Source organism: Mangrovihabitans endophyticus (genome assembly GCF_014646155.1).
In the GTDB taxonomy this organism is placed as follows: Bacteria; Actinomycetota; Actinomycetes; order Mycobacteriales; family Micromonosporaceae; genus Actinoplanes; species Actinoplanes endophyticus.
The window spans coordinates 14,277-29,868 of record NZ_BMMX01000014.1; the positions used below are offsets into that span (position 1 = coordinate 14,277).

The following is a 15,592-nucleotide window of genomic DNA, read 5'->3' on the forward strand; positions in this document are numbered from 1 at the left end:
GGCTCGTTCACTCCGCGGCGGAGGCCGACGTCCGCGCCGAGGCTTTCTTCGCCGGAGCGGCCTTCTTCGCCGACGCCGCCTTCTTGGCCGGGGCCGCCTTCTTGGCCGGCGTGGCCGTCTTGGCAGCCGCCGTCTTCTTCGCCGCCTTCTTGGCCGGTTCCGCGGACGTCGTCTTCTTGGCCGCCTTCTTCGCGGACCTCTTGCGTGGCGCCGGCCCCTTGGCACGCTTCTCGGCCAGCATCTCCGAGGCCTGCTCCAGGGTGAGTTCCTCCGGCGTCTGCCCGCGCCGCAGCGACGCGTTGTATTCCCCGTCGGTCACGTACGGCCCGAAGCGCCCGTCCTTGATGACCAGCGGCTTCTCCGTGGCCGGGTCGTTGCCCATCTCCCGCAGCGGCGGGGCCGCCGCCCGGCGCTGACGGGCCTTCGGGGCGGCGAGCAGTGCCAGCGCCTCGTCCAGGGTGACCGTGAACAGCTTGTCCTCGCTGTCCAACGAGCGGAAGTCGTCGCCCCGCTTGACGTACGGCCCATAGCGGCCGTTTGCCGCCAGGATCTCCGCACCCTCCGGGTCCTTGCCGACCATGCGGGGCAGAGTGAGCAGCTTCAGGGCGTCCGCGAGGGTCACCGAATCCGGCGACTGCGACCGGAACAGCGACGACCGGCGCTCGCCCGCCTGCACGTACGGCCCGAAGCGCCCGGACTTGAGCTGCACCGCCTCGCCGGTGTCCGGGTCGTCGCCGAGAACCCGCTCGCCGCCGCCGCCCAGGAACAGCTCATCGACCTTCTCCGGGGTGAGCTCGTCGGGCGCCACCCCCTCCGGGATGGACACCCGGTCGTCCGGCGACTCGTCGGTGACGCCGGGCGTCTGGCGTTGCAGGTACGGCCCGTAACGGCCGACCCGGACCACCACGGTGCGCCCGGTCTCGTCGGTGAAGAGCGGGATCGAGTTGATCGAGCGCGCGTCGATCGCGCTCAAGTTCTCGGTCACCATCTTCTTGAGGCCGCCCGCCTTGGCGATGGCATCGTCACCGCCGGCCTTCTGGCTGCCGAAGTAGAAGGACGTGAGGAAGTCCAGGGCCGCGTGGTCGCCGCCGGCGATGTCGTCGAGCTGGGTCTCCATGGCCGCGGTGAAGTTGTAGTCCACCAGCCGTGGGTAGTGGCCCTCCAACAGGCCGATCACCGCGAACGCCAGGAAGGACGGGATCAGCGCCTGACCGCGCTTCTCCACGTAGCCGCGATCCTGAATCGTCCGCATGATCGACTCGTAGGTCGAGGGGCGGCCGATGCCCAGCTCCTCCAGCGCCTTGACCAGCGACGCCTCGGTGTAGCGGGCGGGCGGCGTGGTGTGGTGCCCGACCGCGGCCAGTTCCTCCGCGGTCAGCGGCTGGTCCTTGGTCAGGTTCGGCAGCCGGCGCTCCGCGTCCTCGGCCTCGGCGCTCTCGTCGTCCGACGACTCCACGTACGCCCGCAGGAAGCCCGGGTCGGTGATCGTCTTTCCGGTCGCGCCGAAGTCGGCCTCCTCGCCCGCCGTGGAGACGGCCCGGATCCGGACGCTTATCGAGTTCCCGACCGCGTCGGTCATCTGCGACGCGATGGTCCGGCGCCAGATCAGCTCGTAGACGCGGAAGTCGTCGGCGGACAGCTCGTTGGCCACCTCGCCCGGGGTGCGGAAGTTGTCCCCGGCGGGCCGGATCGCCTCGTGCGCCTCCTGAGCGTTCTTCACCTTGCCGGTGTAGCGGCGCGGCTGCGTCGGCACGTTGCGCTCGCCGTACAGCTCGGCGATCTGCCGACGCGCGGCGCTCAGCGCGGTCTCGGAGAGGTTCACCGAGTCCGTACGCATATAGGTGATGTACCCGTTTTCGTACAGGCGCTGCGCGGCACGCATCGTCTGCGACGCGGAGAACCGCAGCTTGCGGGACGCCTCCTGCTGGAGGGTCGAGGTGATGAACGGCGCGTACGGCCGGCGGCGGTACGGCTTCTCCTCGACGCGCGTGACGGTGAACGGCCGGTCCTCCAGCCGGGCGGCCAGCCCCCGGGCACCGTCCCCGTCCAGGTGCACCACCCCGGAACCGGCCTTGACCTGCCCGGTAGTGGGCTCGAAGTCCTTGCCCGTGGCGATCCGGTCGCCGTCCAGCGCGATCAACGTGGCGTGGAAGCTGCCCGGACCGTCGGTCTTGCCCTGCACGGCAAGCTGCGCGTTGATGTCCCAGTACTCCGCCGACCGGAACGCCATGCGCTGACGCTCCCGCTCGACCACGATGCGGGTGGCCACCGACTGCACCCGCCCGGCGGACAGGCGGGGCATCACCTTCTTCCACAGCACCGGGCTGACCTCGTAGCCGTACAGCCGGTCCAGGATGCGCCGCGCCTCCTGAGCGTCCACCAGGTCGCGGTCGATCTCCCGCGGGTTCGCCACCGCCGCCTGAATGGCCGGCCGGGTGATCTCGTGGAAGACCATCCGGCGGACCGGCACCTTCGGCTTGATCGTCTCGACCAGGTGCCACGCGATGGCCTCGCCCTCGCGGTCCTCATCGGTGGCGAGGAAGATCTCGTCGACCTCCTTCGCCAGCTTGGTCAGCTTGGCGATCTGCGCCTTGCGATCCGGCGACACCACATAGAGCGCGTGGAAGCCGTTGTCCACGTCCACGCCCAACCGCGCCCACGGCTCGCCCTTGTATTTGGCGGGCACATCGGCGGCGCTGCGGGGCAGATCCCGGACATGGCCGAAGGAGGCCTCGACGTAATAGTCGGGGCCCAGGTAACCGGCGATCGTCTTGGCCTTCGACGGGGACTCGACGATGACCAGACGGGTCGTCCTGGTGTTACTCGGCACGGCACTCCCATACTTCACGCTGGCACACTTCGCACTCGCTCGGCGCTCCGCCTGTTACGCGACGGCGCACAGACGTTCAAGGTAACGCGCCGAGCGAGAACGCACTCCCCGGGCAGCTCGGGAGCCGGATGGTAACGGTCCGGCCACCGCACGCGTCCAACGGCGACACGGTACACCGGGAACAGGTTGTCGTGTCGCACACAATCCAGGAAGATCACGCTGCTGCGGCACCCGGCCACATCGCGGCGGGCGCGGTTTCCGGCCGCTCACCTACCATCTCCGCGAGCAACGCGAGACGTTTTCGCCCGCTGATCAGGTATGCCGGTCCTGTATCCGACACCGTGCCGCCCAGCCCGACCTCGACAAGCGCCGCGTGCGCGATCTCCGCGCCGCCGTCCGGGTCCAGTCGCAGCGCGTACCCGTCCGGGACCGGTTCACCCGCCGCAGCGACCCAGAGGCGCAACCGCGGGCCGCTGAGGAACAGCCGGCCGCCACCGCCCGGCGGCCAGCCGTGCGCGAGGCCGCTCAGCCGGCTGGAGTAGGCCGTACGCACCCGGAACCCGGCAGGACCGGGGGTTTCCGCACCCTCGCCCGGAACCGGCGCCCAGTTCACCACCAGGCCGCGCCCGACCAGCTCGGACACCAGCACATGCACCCGCCAGGCCGCGTCGACCATCACCGAGACCCGGGCCGTCCCGCCCATCCGCTCCAGCCGCCCCGGCCCGGCGAGCAGGCCGACCAGGTCGGCGGGTGCGGGCTCGGTGGTCTCCGCCCCGAAGAAAGGCAACTGACGACCGCCGTCGACGACCGGGTCCGGACGACGACGCGCGGGGCGCACAGCCTCCACCGGCGCGGGCAGCACCTCCCGCGGTATCAGCGGCCACCCGGCGTCGGTCATGGTCAGCGGCACTCCGGCACTTCATCGAACGCCCGTTTCAACTCCGCCGAGTCCAGCCTGCTCGTGTCCGGGGCGCTCTGCTCATACTCCGTCTGCAGCCGCTGCACCACGACCGCGACCCGCGCGTAGAAGGTCTCCGACTTGGTGGTCGGCAGCGCCTCGATGCCGCTCTTGGCACGCCCGTACGCGTCACGCATGGCGCCGAGTGCGGCTTCGAAACTCTCCGCGACCTGCTCGCCGCCGTCCACATCGGGCACGCCCGCATCGTGCACGCCGACCCGAGCCTTCTCGCTGGCCTGCTCGGCCCCGCCGAACAGGCGCATCAGGTTCTCCTTGGCCTGGGCCGGGGTGGTCTTGGCGGTCATCTGCTGCTGCGTTTTGTCCGTGAGGGAGCCGATCTCGGTGCGCCACGGCGCCAGCGCGGTGCACACGGAGGTCGCCCAGGCGCGCGCCCCCGGACCGGTCGCACAGCCCGCCAAGGTGACGACGGCCAGGCTGACGGCAGCCACGGGGACGGCGACCGCGCGGAGCAGAACGAGGAGGGGTGTCGTTCGACCCGATCGCATGTCATGCAGCGTACGGGCAAGGTCCGACACGCCGGGAAGGCGGACGCGGGCACCCGGCCGCGAAGCCGGGTGCCCGCGTTGAGGCATCCGCCCTCTCAGGCGCCGACCGGCTCGGACTCGGCGGCGTCGACCGCCGCCTGCTCGCCCATGGAGACCGGCTTGCGCTTGCTCCAGACCACCGCGGCAACGATGATCAGCGCGGCCACCACCGCAATGATCACACGCACCGGGGTGTTCGCGTCGGTGCCGATGCCGAGCGTCACCACGGCCGGCGCGATCAGCAGCGAGACCAGGTTCATCACCTTGAGCAGCGGGTTGATCGCCGGACCGGCGGTGTCCTTGAACGGGTCGCCGACGGTGTCGCCGATGACCGTCGCCGAGTGCGCCTCGGAACCCTTGCCGCCGAAGTTGCCGTCCTCGACCAGCTTCTTCGCGTTGTCCCACGCACCGCCCGAGTTGGCCAGGAAGACCGCCATCAGGGTGCCGGCGCCGATCGCACCGGCCAGGTACGAGGCCAGCGCGCCCGCACCCAATCCGAAGCCCACCGCGATCGGCGCCATGATCGCCAGCAGGCCGGGGGTGAGCAGCTCACGCTGGGCGTCCCGGGTGCAGATGTCGACCACCCGGCCGTACTCCGGGCGCTGGGTGCGATCCATGATGCCGGGGAAGTCCCGGAACTGCCGGCGCACCTCCATCACCACCGCTCCCGCCGACCGGGACACGGCGTTGATCGCCAGACCGGAGAACAGGAAGACCACGGCCGCGCCCACCAGCAGGCCCACCAGGTTGCGCGGGTTGGCGATGTTGAGCAGGTCCAGGACCTGTGCGCCGATCTGGTCGGCCGCGATGCCCGCATCGGAGAGCGACGTGCGCAGGGTGTTCACGTACGACCCGAACAGCGCGGTCGCCGCGAGCACGGCGGTCGCGATCGCGATGCCCTTGGTGATCGCCTTCGTGGTGTTGCCGACCGCGTCGAGCTCGGTCAGGATCTTTGCCCCGTTGTCGTCGATGTCGCCGGACATCTCAGCGATGCCCTGCGCGTTGTCCGAGATCGGGCCGAACGTATCCATCGCGACGATGACCCCGACCGTGGTGAGCAGGCCGGTGCCCGCCAGCGCGACGGCGAACAGCGACAAGATCAGCGACGAACCGCCGAGCAGGAAGGCGCCGTACACCCCCGCGCCGACCAGCAGCGCCGAGTAGACCGCCGACTCCAGGCCGACGCTGATGCCGGCCAGCACCACGGTGGCCGGCCCGGTCTGGGACGACTTGCCGATGTCCTGCACCGGACGGCGCTCGGTCTCGGTGAAGTACCCGGTCAACGCCTGAATGGCGGCGGCCAGCACGATGCCGATGACGACCGCGCCGATGGCCACCCAGCGCGGGTTGGCACCGCTGTCCGCCACGTCGGCGGCGATCCCGGCGTCCGCGCCGAACCCGTCGAATGAGGAGGGCAGGTAGGCGAAGCTGACGATCGCGACGATGATCGCCGAGAGCACGGCGGAGATGTAGAACGCCCGGTTGATGGCCGCCAGGCCGCTGCGGTCGGACGGGCGCAGGCGGGTGATGAAGACGCCCACGATCGCGATGACCACACCCACGGTGGAGACGATCAGCGGGAAGACCAGGCCGTCCTGGCCGAACGCCGCCGAGCCCAGGATCAGTGCGGCGACCAGCGTCACCGCGTACGACTCGAAGAGGTCTGCGGCCATGCCGGCGCAGTCACCGACGTTGTCGCCGACGTTGTCCGCAATGGTCGCGGCGTTGCGCGGGTCGTCCTCCGGGATGCCCTGCTCGACCTTGCCGACCAGGTCGGCGCCGACGTCCGCGGCCTTGGTGAAGATGCCGCCGCCGACCCGCATGAACATGGCCAGCAGGGCGGCGCCGAAGCCGAAGCCCTCCAGCACGGTCGGCGCGTCACCACCGTAGATCCAGACCACCAGCGCGCCGCCGAACAGTCCCAGCCCGACGGTGAGGAAACCGACCACGCCGCCGGTGCGGAAGGCGATGCCCATGGCCTTCTCCCGGCCGCCGGCCTCCCCGGCGGCGGCGGCCACGCGCAGGTTGGCGCGGGTTGCCAGAGCCATCCCCCAGCCGCCGATGAGCGAGCTGAAGACGGCGCCGACCACGAAGAACAGCGAACGGCCGATCTTGACCGCGATCTCGTTGTCGGTGTTGTGCACCGGCAGCAGGAAGAGCAGCACGACCGCGATGACGACGAAGATCGCCAACGTCTTGAACTGGCGGAACAGATATGCCGACGCGCCCTCCTGCACCGCGCCGGCGATCTCTTGCATATTCGTGGTGCCCCGGCCGGCGGCGAGCACCGACTTGACGAACGCTGCGGCGAAGCCCAACGCCACCAGCGCGAAGACCACCGCGACGATGACGAATGTGACGTTCGATCCGCTCAGGGACACCCCACCGCTTTCCGCGGCGAGGACTGTGGAGGTCCCGGACATCAATGTCCTCCTGTACACCGACCGCACCCGGCGGCGGACGAGTCCGTCGGGCGCATCCCCCGGTCGGGGGGAAACGACAACTGGGTCCCACGGACGCGGGACCAGGAGCAGTAGCTGATAACTCGCGTACTGTATCGGCCCAGGTGGCGCCGGTCACACCCGGGCGCGGCCGTGTCGTGGTGATGTTCGCCGCTATGTTAAGTGCCTGATGTCGGGGTATTTACCGATTTCTCTGGCTTAGCTGGCACCTTTGCGCTCTTCTCGGTGCCGCTTCTGGTCACCGGTCCGGGCCGCGCTCCGGCGCTGGGCGCAGACGTCCACTCGCCCGCGCCTGTCCCCGTGCCTGTCTCAGCGCCGGGCGACCGGCCACACCATCCGGACCTCGGTGCCGGTGCCCTCCTCGACGGGACGCACCTGCAGATCGTCGACGAACCCGGCGAGCAACGCGAAACCCACACCCGTGGTGAGCGCCTCATCGGTCAGCGACTCGTCCGCCAACTCGTCCGGCGGCAGCTTGGTCAGGCCGACGCTCGCCTCGATCGGGGCATGATCGATCACACGTACGGTGTACGACTCGGTGTCGGACATCTCCACCGTGACCAGATCTGCCAGGCCGTACTGACGGTGCAGCGCGACCGCGCGCGTGCATGCCTCGCCGATCGCCAGCCGCACCTCGTCCAGCAGTTCCTCGGCCACCCCGGCCCGCCGGGCTACCGCCACCCCGACCAGCCGCGCGGTGCGCACGTGCACCGGCGCCGGTGAGAAAGACAATCGGACCGTCGCCATCACGCTGCCGGACCGCGGCCGTCACGCTCATCGGACGCGGTGGCGGTGGTGGCCGCCTCTACCGAGGCGTAGATCGGGAACACCTGGTCCAGGGCGGTGATCCGGAAAATCTTGAGAAGTGGCTCCTTGGCGCACACCAGCCCGAAGGTGCCGCTCGCGGCGCGCAGCCGCTTGAGCGCGCCGACAAGCACGCCGAGACCGGTGGAGTCGAGGAACTCGACCCGGCCCAGATCCACCACGACGTTGCGGGCGCCGGCGTCCACCAGCTCCACCAGGCGCTCACGAAGCTTCGGAGCGGTGTACACGTCGACCTCGCCGCCGACCTCAAGCACGGTGTGCCCATCGACGGTGCGGGTCGCCAGCGACAGCTCCATCGTTCCTCCTTGCCTGTGGGGGCGGGTGATGCCGATCTCCCCAGCGAATCTAACCACCGTCCGGCAATCGGCAATGCGGTGGCACCCACCGTCCTACCCGTTTGAGGTTCGCCGCATACCGATGCCAGAGTGCAGAACGTGACCTCAACGGTGCCGCCCTCCGTCGCCGCTCCCGCCGAGCTGCTGCATCGCCTGCGCCAGCGGGCACCGGCGTCCGCGGTGACGCACGTCGAGCGGATGCCACCGCGCGCCGGCGCGACCGCGCCGTGGCCGTCGTGGACACCCGACGCCCTGGTGGACGCCTATGCACGGCAAGGCATCGCGGCGCCCTGGGCACACCAGGCGAGCGCCGCCGACCTGGCCCACGACGGGGGACACGTGGTGCTCGCCACCGGAACCGCCTCCGGCAAGTCGCTGGCATACCAGCTTCCCGCCCTGGCCCGGCTGCTGTCCGATCCGCGCGCCACCGCGCTCTACGTCTCGCCGACCAAGGCGCTGGCCGCCGATCAGTTGCACGCCGTCACGAGCCTCGGCCTCGACGGCGTCCGCCCGGCCACCTTTGACGGCGACACCGCGACGACGGAACGCGACTGGATCCGCGAACACGCCCGCTTCGTGCTGACCAACCCGGACATGCTGCACCACGCCCTGCTGCCCGCGCACGGCCGGTGGGCGACCTTCCTGCGCCGCCTGACGTACGTGGTGATCGACGAATGCCACGCCTACCGCGGCGTCTTCGGGTCGCATGTCGCCCACGTGCTGCGCCGGCTGAGACGTGTCGCGGCGCGCTACGGGTCCACCCCCACGTTCGTCCTGGCCTCCGCCACCTCGGGGGACCCCGCCGACGCCGCGTCCCGACTGACCGGCCTCCCGGTGGCGGCGGTGACCGAGGACGCCGCGCCGCGCGGGGGCGTGACATTCGCGCTGTGGGAACCGCCGCTGCTGCCGCTCGATCCGGACAGCGCCGCGGCCGGCGAGGCGGACCTCGCCCCGGTGCGCCGCTCGGCCCTGCGGGAAACCGCTGACTTGCTCGCCGACGCCGTCGCGGCGGGCACACGCACGCTGGCCTTCGTCCGGTCCCGCCGGGGCGCCGAGGTGGTGGCCGCGATGGCACGACGCTCGCTCGACGAAGCGGTACCCGGACTCGGCGGCCGGGTCGCCGCCTACCGGGGCGGATATCTCACCGAGGAACGCCGGGCCATCGAGCGGGCCCTGCTTTCCGGCGAGCTCAGCGCGCTCGCCTCCACCAACGCGCTGGAGCTCGGCGTCGACCTGACCGGGCTGGACGCGGTGGTGATCTGCGGTTACCCGGGTACCCGGGCGTCGCTGTGGCAGCAGGCGGGCCGCGCCGGGCGGGCCGGGCGGGACGCCCTGGCCGTCCTGGTCGCTCGCGACGACCCGCTGGACACCTACCTGGTGCATCACCCGGAGGCGGTGTTCGGCCGGCCGGTGGAGGCCACCGTCCTGGACCCGGCCAACCCGTACGTGCTCGGGCCGCAACTGTGCTGCGCGGCGTCCGAGGCGCCGCTGACCGCGGCGGACATCCGGCTCTTCGGCGGTCCGGTGGCCGAGACGGCCGTCGCCGCCCTGACCGACGCGGGCGCGCTGCGGCGCAGGCCGTCGGGGTGGTACTGGACCCATCGGGGCCGCCCGGAAGTGGATCTGCGCGGCACCGGAGGCGACCCCGTCTCGGTGGTGGAAGGCGCCACCGGCCGGCTGCTCGGCACGGTGGATCCCGCTTCGTCCCACGTCATGGTGCATGCCGGGGCGGTCTATCTGCACCAGGGTGTCAGTTACGTGGTGGACCGCTTGGATCTGGACGACGCGGTGGCGCTGGTGCACGCGGAGGATCCGGACTGGTCGACCCACGCGCGCGAGGTGACCGACCTGTCGGTGGCCGGCATCCGGTCGTACGTCGACGCCGGCGGCGTCGGCCTGTTCCTCGGCGACGTGGAGGTGACCAGTCAGGTCGTCTCCTACCAGCGACGCCGCACCGGCTCGGGTGAGGTGATCGACACCCGGCCGCTCGACCTGCCGCCGCGCGAACTGCGCACGGTGGCCGTCTGGTTCACCGTCTCGCCGCGGGCGCTGAGCGCGGCAGGAGTGCTGCCGCCGGATATTCCGGGCGCGTTGCACGCCGCCGAACATGCGGCCATCGGCCTGCTGCCGCTGATGGCGACCTGCGACCGATGGGACATCGGCGGCCTGTCCACCGCGAACCATCCGGACACCGAGGCACCGACGATCTTCGTCTATGACGGTCACCCCGGCGGCGCGGGCTTCGCCGAGCGGGCGTACCGGACCGCAAGCGCCTGGCTGCGGGCCACACGCGAAGCCATTGCCGCCTGCGTCTGTGACGAGGGGTGCCCCGGCTGCGTCCAGTCACCCAAGTGCGGCAACGGCAACAACCCGTTGGACAAGGCCGCAGCGGTCGCGGTCCTCGACGCGGTCCTGGCCCGGCTCGACGGGGACACCGCCGGTTCGACGGCATAGACCGGCCCGGCGCGCGCGACCGCCCGGGCGACCACCGCACCCTGCAGCGGCGTGCTCCCAGCCGAACCGCCGAGCCGCACCACGACCTCTACCCGCACGGTCACGTCCAGCCCGTCAAGCGTGCAACCGGTCAGCCGTCCACCGTTGGCAGCGGCGAAGCGGGACGCCTGCGCACACGTCGCGGCCGACCCGTCGAACGCCCGCGCCGCGCCCGCCAGCGCACCCAGATCGGCGGCCACCTGGGCGCGATGACGGCCGGTGCGGACGGCACCGACGAGACCGGCGGCCAGACCGGCCAGCACGAGCACCAAGCCGAGCGCGGCCAGCAGAATCGACGCGGCCCCACGGTCGCGCTCCGCAACCCCGCGCCCCTTCACACCACGATCTCCGGCTCGCGAGCCGCGGTGGCGGCCGAGGTGACGGTCACCATCGGCAGCCGCGCCCCGAGTACGCGTATCCGCGCGCGGACTTCGACCGTCACGCTGTCCGGACCGGTGGACACGGTGATGTCGGCTCCGGCCGGGGCGACCCGGGCGGCGGCCGGCGCGGCGGCCTCGCCACGCGCACCGGCCATGGCGCCGTCGCGGGCCGCGTCCAGGCATTGCATCCGCGTGGCGACCGCCAGCACGGCGGTGAGCCCCACGAGCAGCAACAGCATGAGCGCCGGCAGCCCGGCCGCCAACTCGGCGGTGAACGAACCCTGATCCCGGCCACGGCCGTGGCGGCCGGACCGCCGGCGCCCGATCACTTCAGCGCTCGGTCGATCACGGCGGTCAGTGCCGCTTGCACGTGGCCGCTGGTCAGCACCTTCAACAGGATGCCCGCGAAGGCGACCGCCGCGAGTGTGCCCACGGCGTACTCGGCCGTGTTCATCCCGGCGTCGGACGCCTCGGACCGCAGGCGCGCAAGCCGGGCGGTCAGTCGATGCATGGACTTCTCCGATCTGTGAGGGAATTCAGAGCACGTCGCCGAGAACGGCGACCACCACCGGCACCAGGCCGGCGAGCAGGAAGGCCGGAAGGAAACACAGCCCGAGCGGAAGGACGATGAGAACGCCCGCACGGCGTGCCGCGGCCTCCGCCGCCACGGCACGGTCGCTGCGCAGGTCGTCGGCCAGCCGGAGAAGCGCGGTGGCCAGCGCGCCGCCGCTTCCGCTGGACCGGACCGCCGCCGCGATGAGCCGGCTCGCGCCGGGCACGTCGGCCAGGTGTGACCAGGCCTCCGCCGGGTCACCGCCGAGGCGCAGGGAACGCGCGACGCGGGCCAGACGGTCGCCGAGAGGCCCGCCCAGGGCGTCGGCCACCGCCTCGGCAGCGCTATCCACGGGAGCGCCCGCACGCAGCGCGGACGCGGCCAGATCGGCACACAGCGGCAGATCGGCGACGGCCCGCAGGCGTGCGGCCCGCACGGGTGCCGGCGTACGCCGCCGGAGGTGCCGGTCAACCCCGTACCCGGCGGCCACGGCGAGCGGCAGCCCCCACCACCGTCCGATCAGGACCACCACGGCGAGACCGGTCAGGGCGGTGAGCGGCACCCGAAGGTCACGTCGACTCGCCGGTCGGGCGGTCCGGCCGATCCGCCGCAGTGACTTTCCCAGCACCGGCAACCGCAGCAGCGCCACGGCAAGGGCGCCCGCGCAGCAGAGCCACACCACCGCCGTCATGCCCCGGACCTGCAATTCTGCGTGGGTACGGCCGAGACCGGCACCGTCTCGGCGGACGCCTGGTGGGCGCGACCCGGCGGGGCGGGTGCCCCCGGCGCCGGACCGGGGCAGTCGACCGCATCCGCCTCGTGGGCCCACAACATGGCCCGCACGCAACAGGTGCGCAACGCCGCGCGCACCGGCCCCCCGGCCGTCGCCATCGCCGCCGCCCCGCAACGCACGGCGGTCATGGACTCGCCAGCCGACCGGCCCAGAGAAGGCCGGCGCTCTGCAGCAGCACCGCGGTCGCGGCGCATCCGGCACCCAACGGCGTGTGCAGCAGAACGGCCAGCGGGTCGACGCCGATGCCGTATCCCAAGGCGATGCCACCCAGGGGCAGGGCCGCGAGCAGCATCGCGGTCGCCTGCGCACCCGCGGCCTGCGCCGCCGCCGCGGCGGACGCCCGGCCGGCCGCCCGCGCATCGGCCTCGATCCGGTCGAGGAGATCGGCCGCTGGTGCTCCCGTGCGTTCGGCCAGGCGCCACACCGATGCAGCGAGATCCACCAAGCGGCGATCACCGGTCATCGCTGTCACGTCGGTCGGCGGCAGACCGGCACGCAGGTCGGCGGTCAGCGCGCTGAGTTCGTCAAGCGTGCGGGTCCGGAGCGCGCCCGCTTCGCGGCTGGCACGGCGGCGCCGCAGGTGAGCGGCTGCCAGCGTCGCGTAGACGCCCGCCACCAGGGCCGTCACCGGGCCGGCGGCGGTGTAGCCGAGGAGGGCCCCGGCCACCGCAACGAGAGGCAGGAGCCGTCGGCCGGGCAGCGTCGCGACGCGCTCCGCCGCGGTGCGGGTGGCCGGCACCAGACGGGAAACCCAGCGCCGGACGCTGTCCGGACCGAGTCGCACCGACCGTCGCGGCCACGCCACCACGGCCATGCACCCGACCAGGCTGGCGTAGAGCCAGATCATGCCCGCCTCGCATCCGAACGCGCAGCCAACCATCCGGGAATCGCGACCCCGCGATCGGCCAGCAGCCGGGCGAGTACGCCCGCGGCCGGGCCGGGGCCACGGCCCCGCTGCCAGGCCGGAACGACGGTGACCTGCCGTTCGGGCCCGGACGGCAGGAACACCCCGATCGACGACAGCACACGGCCGGACGCCGTCCGCCGGAGGTGCAGGATCACCTGCAGAGCGGCCAGGGCCTGGGCATGCAACGCCGCCCGGGGCATGCCGCCCAGCATGCCCAGCGCCTCCAGACGCGCCGGCACATCGCCCGGGGCGTTGGCGTGCAACGTCCCGGCACCACCCTCGTGACCCGTGTTCAGTGCGTTCAACATGTCGGCGATTTCCGCGCCGCGACACTCGCCGACCACCAACCGGTCCGGCCGCATGCGCAACGCTTGACGTACCAGCTCGGTCAGTCCGACCGCTCCGCGGCCTTCGATGTTGGCGGTGCGAGCCTGCAGCGCGACCACATGCGGGTGCGCCGGCTGCAGTTCCGCGGCGTCCTCGACCAGGACGATCCGCTCCGTCGGCGGCACCCGGCCCAGCAACGTACCGAGCATCGTCGTCTTGCCGCTCCCCGTGCCGCCCGTGACGAGGAAGGCGAGCCGCGCCGCGATGATCGCCTGGAGCACCGCCGCCACCGGTGCCGGCACCAGGTCGACGAGCTCGAACGGACGATGCCGGAACGTGCGCAGCGACAGGAAGGGACCGCCCACGGCGACCGGTGGTAGCACGGCATGCAGGCGGGTGCCGTCGGGAAGGCGCGCGTCGGCGTAGGGCTGGCCGTCGTCCAGGCGGCGCCCGCACGCCGACGCCATTCGCTGCGCGAGACGGCGCACGTCCGATTCCTCGCCGAGGGACACCGTCGCCCGTTGCAGGCCGGCGCCCCGATCCACCCAGACCTGGCGCCCGTTGACGAGCACATCGGTCACCTCGGGATCGGCCAGCAGAGGGGCGAGCGGACCCGCACCGACGAGTTGGTCGTGCACCTGTCCGGCGAGGCGCAGCACGGTGGTGTCGCCGAGCATCGCGCTCTCCGCCCGGACGGCGGTCACCACCGCAGCCGGCGTGACCTCCGTCGCCTGCGCGGCGAACTGCCGCCGCACCCGCTCGGTCATCGCGGGGGACGAGCCGCCGTCGCGGACCGCGCTCATGCCGGGTCCCCTTGTCGCATGCCCTCCCGGCCCTCGCTGCGCTCGGTGCGGGTCATGCGGCCACCTCGCCGCGGGGCGGCGCCATCAGCTCGCCGATGAGGCGCTTGCAGAGCTCCGCCAGCGGGCCTCGACCGCTGGCGGCCGGCGCTTCACCGCGCTCCAGCGACTCCGGGAGCGAAATCTCCGGCCGCAGGGACCCGGCCAGAGGAAGCCCGAGGGCGCAGGAGATCTCACGGGCCTTGATCCGGCCCGGCGCCGGGCCCCGCACCACCACCGACAGGTCGGTGCAGTGCACCGCGACGGTCGCCGCGATCCGAGACGCCGCGGCGACCGCCCGTAACTCGGCGGGCACCACGAGCAGTGCTCGGTCCGCCGCGCCGAGCGCGATCACCGCGGCGTCGTCCAACTGTCGAGGCAGATCCGCGATCACCACCTCACGGCCCCGGCGGCCGGCGTCCACGGTCGCCGCCATGGCTTCCGCGGGGATCCGAAGCTCGTCGTCCCGGTCGAAGGACAACAGCACGAGATCGCCACGATGCGGAAGCGCGGCCAGCAACGCGGGCGCGTCGACCCGGCCGCCGGCCTCGGTCAGCGCCGCCCACCGCAATCCCTCGATGTCTTCCCAACCGAGCACCAGGTCGAGACCGCCACCGAGCGGATCCGCGTCGACGAGAAGGGTGCGCCGCCCGGTGGCGACGGCGGTCACCGCCAGCCCGGTGGCCAGCACGCTGGCACCCGCGCCACCGCGCCCACCGATCACCGCGAGCACCCGCCCCGGGTCGGACTGGACCGGATCCTCGGCGAAGCGCTCGACGATCCATGCCTCCGCGGTGGGTAGGACCGCCACGTGCTCGGCGCCGAGCGGCTCGGCGAGCGACCAGACCGCGTCGACGGCACGCTCACCGCCCACGATCACCACCCGGGAACGGCGCGGCAGTCGAGCACGCAGGCAGGCCTGCGCCTGATCGGCGCCGATCAGGACGGTCGGCGCACCGATGAACCGCGGCCGTGCCGCGGCCGGATCCGGTGCCACGTCGACCTCGGCGCCGGCCGCGGCGGCCAGCCGCAGGAGCTCGTCGAGCAGGCCCGGATCCGCGGTGACCACGAGCGGTGGCCGCGACGGAGGACGGGCGGGGGCTTGTGCGGGCATCTTGTCTCCAGCTCAGGCGAAGGGGAACGGCCCGAGCACCGTCGCGGAGCCGAAGACATCGCGACAAGGCGTACCCACGCGCCTGTGGACGGCGGATCGGCCCTGTGGAAGGGCCTCCGTCCGGGCGGTGGATCTGCTACGCCGCGGTTCGTTGGCCCGCGCTGTCTGCCTCCCCTGCCATCGGGCTCACGCGATGCGCAAGGGCGGGAAACCGACTGCGGAAGGGCGGGA

Annotated in this window: 13 protein-coding genes and 1 pseudogene; 1 reads left to right on the forward strand and 13 read right to left on the reverse strand. The window is 72.3% G+C overall.

All coding sequences use genetic code 11. From position 1 onward, the window contains the following. Positions 1 to 7: 7 nt before the first annotated feature. The 6 genes from topA to IEY73_RS16800 form a co-directional block, all read right to left on the reverse strand. The gene (gene topA / locus IEY73_RS16775) at positions 8 to 2,830 is read right to left on the reverse strand and encodes a type I DNA topoisomerase (RefSeq protein WP_189080155.1); all 2,823 of its coding nucleotides are present in this window, start codon (positions 2,828 to 2,830) and stop codon (positions 8 to 10) included. Positions 2,831 to 3,044: 214 nt separating this feature from the next. Beyond that, the gene (locus IEY73_RS16780; protein ID WP_229715890.1) at positions 3,045 to 3,740 is read right to left on the reverse strand and encodes a hypothetical protein; all 696 of its coding nucleotides are present in this window, start codon (positions 3,738 to 3,740) and stop codon (positions 3,045 to 3,047) included. Continuing rightward, a complete protein-coding gene (locus tag IEY73_RS16785) occupies positions 3,731 to 4,294 on the reverse strand; it encodes a hypothetical protein (RefSeq protein ID WP_229715891.1) in 564 nt (187 codons plus the stop codon). The genes IEY73_RS16780 and IEY73_RS16785 overlap by 10 nt, the downstream gene beginning before the upstream one ends. 95 nt (positions 4,295 to 4,389) lie before the next feature. Continuing rightward, positions 4,390 to 6,756 carry a sodium-translocating pyrophosphatase gene (locus tag IEY73_RS16790; protein ID WP_189080156.1) on the reverse strand — a complete coding sequence of 789 codons (2,367 nt, stop codon included), beginning with the start codon at positions 6,754 to 6,756 and terminating at the stop codon, positions 4,390 to 4,392. Between the two features lie 348 nt (positions 6,757 to 7,104). After that, positions 7,105 to 7,545: an ATP-binding protein gene (locus IEY73_RS16795; RefSeq protein ID WP_189080157.1), complete on the reverse strand. Its 441-nt coding sequence runs from the start codon at positions 7,543 to 7,545 to the stop codon at positions 7,105 to 7,107. Continuing rightward, entirely contained in the window at positions 7,542 to 7,916 is a 375-nt protein-coding gene (locus IEY73_RS16800) for an STAS domain-containing protein (protein ID WP_189080158.1), read from the reverse strand. The genes IEY73_RS16795 and IEY73_RS16800 overlap by 4 nt, the downstream gene beginning before the upstream one ends. A 129-nt stretch (positions 7,917 to 8,045) precedes the next feature. Between IEY73_RS16800 and sftH the strand changes: the two genes are divergently transcribed. Continuing rightward, positions 8,046 to 10,409: a DEAD/DEAH box helicase gene (gene sftH / locus IEY73_RS16805; protein ID WP_189080159.1), complete on the forward strand. Its 2,364-nt coding sequence runs from the start codon at positions 8,046 to 8,048 to the stop codon at positions 10,407 to 10,409. On the opposite strand, the pseudogene IEY73_RS33600 reads toward sftH, so the two are convergent. From IEY73_RS33600 to ssd, 7 genes and pseudogenes are all read right to left on the reverse strand, one after another. After that, positions 10,409 to 10,786, reverse strand: a pseudogene (locus IEY73_RS33600) (Rv3654c family TadE-like protein); the annotation flags it as partial. The gene sftH and the pseudogene IEY73_RS33600 sit on opposite strands and share 1 nt — an antisense overlap. Beyond that, positions 10,783 to 11,157: a TadE family type IV pilus minor pilin gene (locus IEY73_RS33605; RefSeq protein WP_229715892.1), complete on the reverse strand. Its 375-nt coding sequence runs from the start codon at positions 11,155 to 11,157 to the stop codon at positions 10,783 to 10,785. The pseudogene IEY73_RS33600 and the gene IEY73_RS33605, both read right to left, overlap by 4 nt. Continuing rightward, on the reverse strand, positions 11,154 to 11,339 hold the full coding sequence (locus tag IEY73_RS16815; RefSeq protein ID WP_189080160.1) for a DUF4244 domain-containing protein: 186 nt from the start codon (positions 11,337 to 11,339) through the stop codon (positions 11,154 to 11,156). Before IEY73_RS16815 ends, IEY73_RS33605 begins: the two co-directional genes overlap by 4 nt. A 25-nt stretch (positions 11,340 to 11,364) precedes the next feature. Further along, positions 11,365 to 12,072, reverse strand: coding sequence for a type II secretion system F family protein (locus IEY73_RS16820; protein WP_189080161.1), 708 nt, complete (start codon positions 12,070 to 12,072; stop codon positions 11,365 to 11,367). A gap of 226 nt (positions 12,073 to 12,298) precedes the next feature. Continuing rightward, positions 12,299 to 13,021 (reverse strand): type II secretion system F family protein, encoded by a 723-nt coding sequence (locus IEY73_RS16825; RefSeq protein ID WP_229715893.1) that lies wholly within the window; start codon positions 13,019 to 13,021, stop codon positions 12,299 to 12,301. After that, entirely contained in the window at positions 13,018 to 14,211 is a 1,194-nt protein-coding gene (locus tag IEY73_RS16830) for a TadA family conjugal transfer-associated ATPase (RefSeq protein WP_189080162.1), read from the reverse strand. Before IEY73_RS16830 ends, IEY73_RS16825 begins: the two co-directional genes overlap by 4 nt. Positions 14,212 to 14,263: 52 nt before the next feature. Further along, positions 14,264 to 15,361 (reverse strand): septum site-determining protein Ssd, encoded by a 1,098-nt coding sequence (gene ssd, locus IEY73_RS16835; RefSeq protein WP_189080163.1) that lies wholly within the window; start codon positions 15,359 to 15,361, stop codon positions 14,264 to 14,266. Between the last annotated feature and the right edge of the window lie 231 nt (positions 15,362 to 15,592).

What these genes read in the sequence shown, in the direction of transcription:
- ssd (WP_189080163.1), bottom strand. Translation starts at nt 15,361, where the DNA reads ATGCCCGCACAAGCCCCCGCCCGTCCTCCGTCGCGGCCACCGCTCGTG.
- IEY73_RS16785 (WP_229715891.1), bottom strand. Translation starts at nt 4,294, where the DNA reads ATGCGATCGGGTCGAACGACACCCCTCCTCGTTCTGCTCCGCGCGGTC.
- IEY73_RS16790 (WP_189080156.1), bottom strand. Translation starts at nt 6,756, where the DNA reads ATGTCCGGGACCTCCACAGTCCTCGCCGCGGAAAGCGGTGGGGTGTCC.
- IEY73_RS16825 (WP_229715893.1), bottom strand. Translation starts at nt 13,021, where the DNA reads ATGATCTGGCTCTACGCCAGCCTGGTCGGGTGCATGGCCGTGGTGGCG.
- IEY73_RS16820 (WP_189080161.1), bottom strand. Translation starts at nt 12,072, where the DNA reads ATGACGGCGGTGGTGTGGCTCTGCTGCGCGGGCGCCCTTGCCGTGGCG.
- IEY73_RS16830 (WP_189080162.1), bottom strand. Translation starts at nt 14,211, where the DNA reads ATGAGCGCGGTCCGCGACGGCGGCTCGTCCCCCGCGATGACCGAGCGG.
- IEY73_RS16800 (WP_189080158.1), bottom strand. Translation starts at nt 7,916, where the DNA reads ATGGAGCTGTCGCTGGCGACCCGCACCGTCGATGGGCACACCGTGCTT.
- IEY73_RS16815 (WP_189080160.1), bottom strand. Translation starts at nt 11,339, where the DNA reads ATGCATCGACTGACCGCCCGGCTTGCGCGCCTGCGGTCCGAGGCGTCC.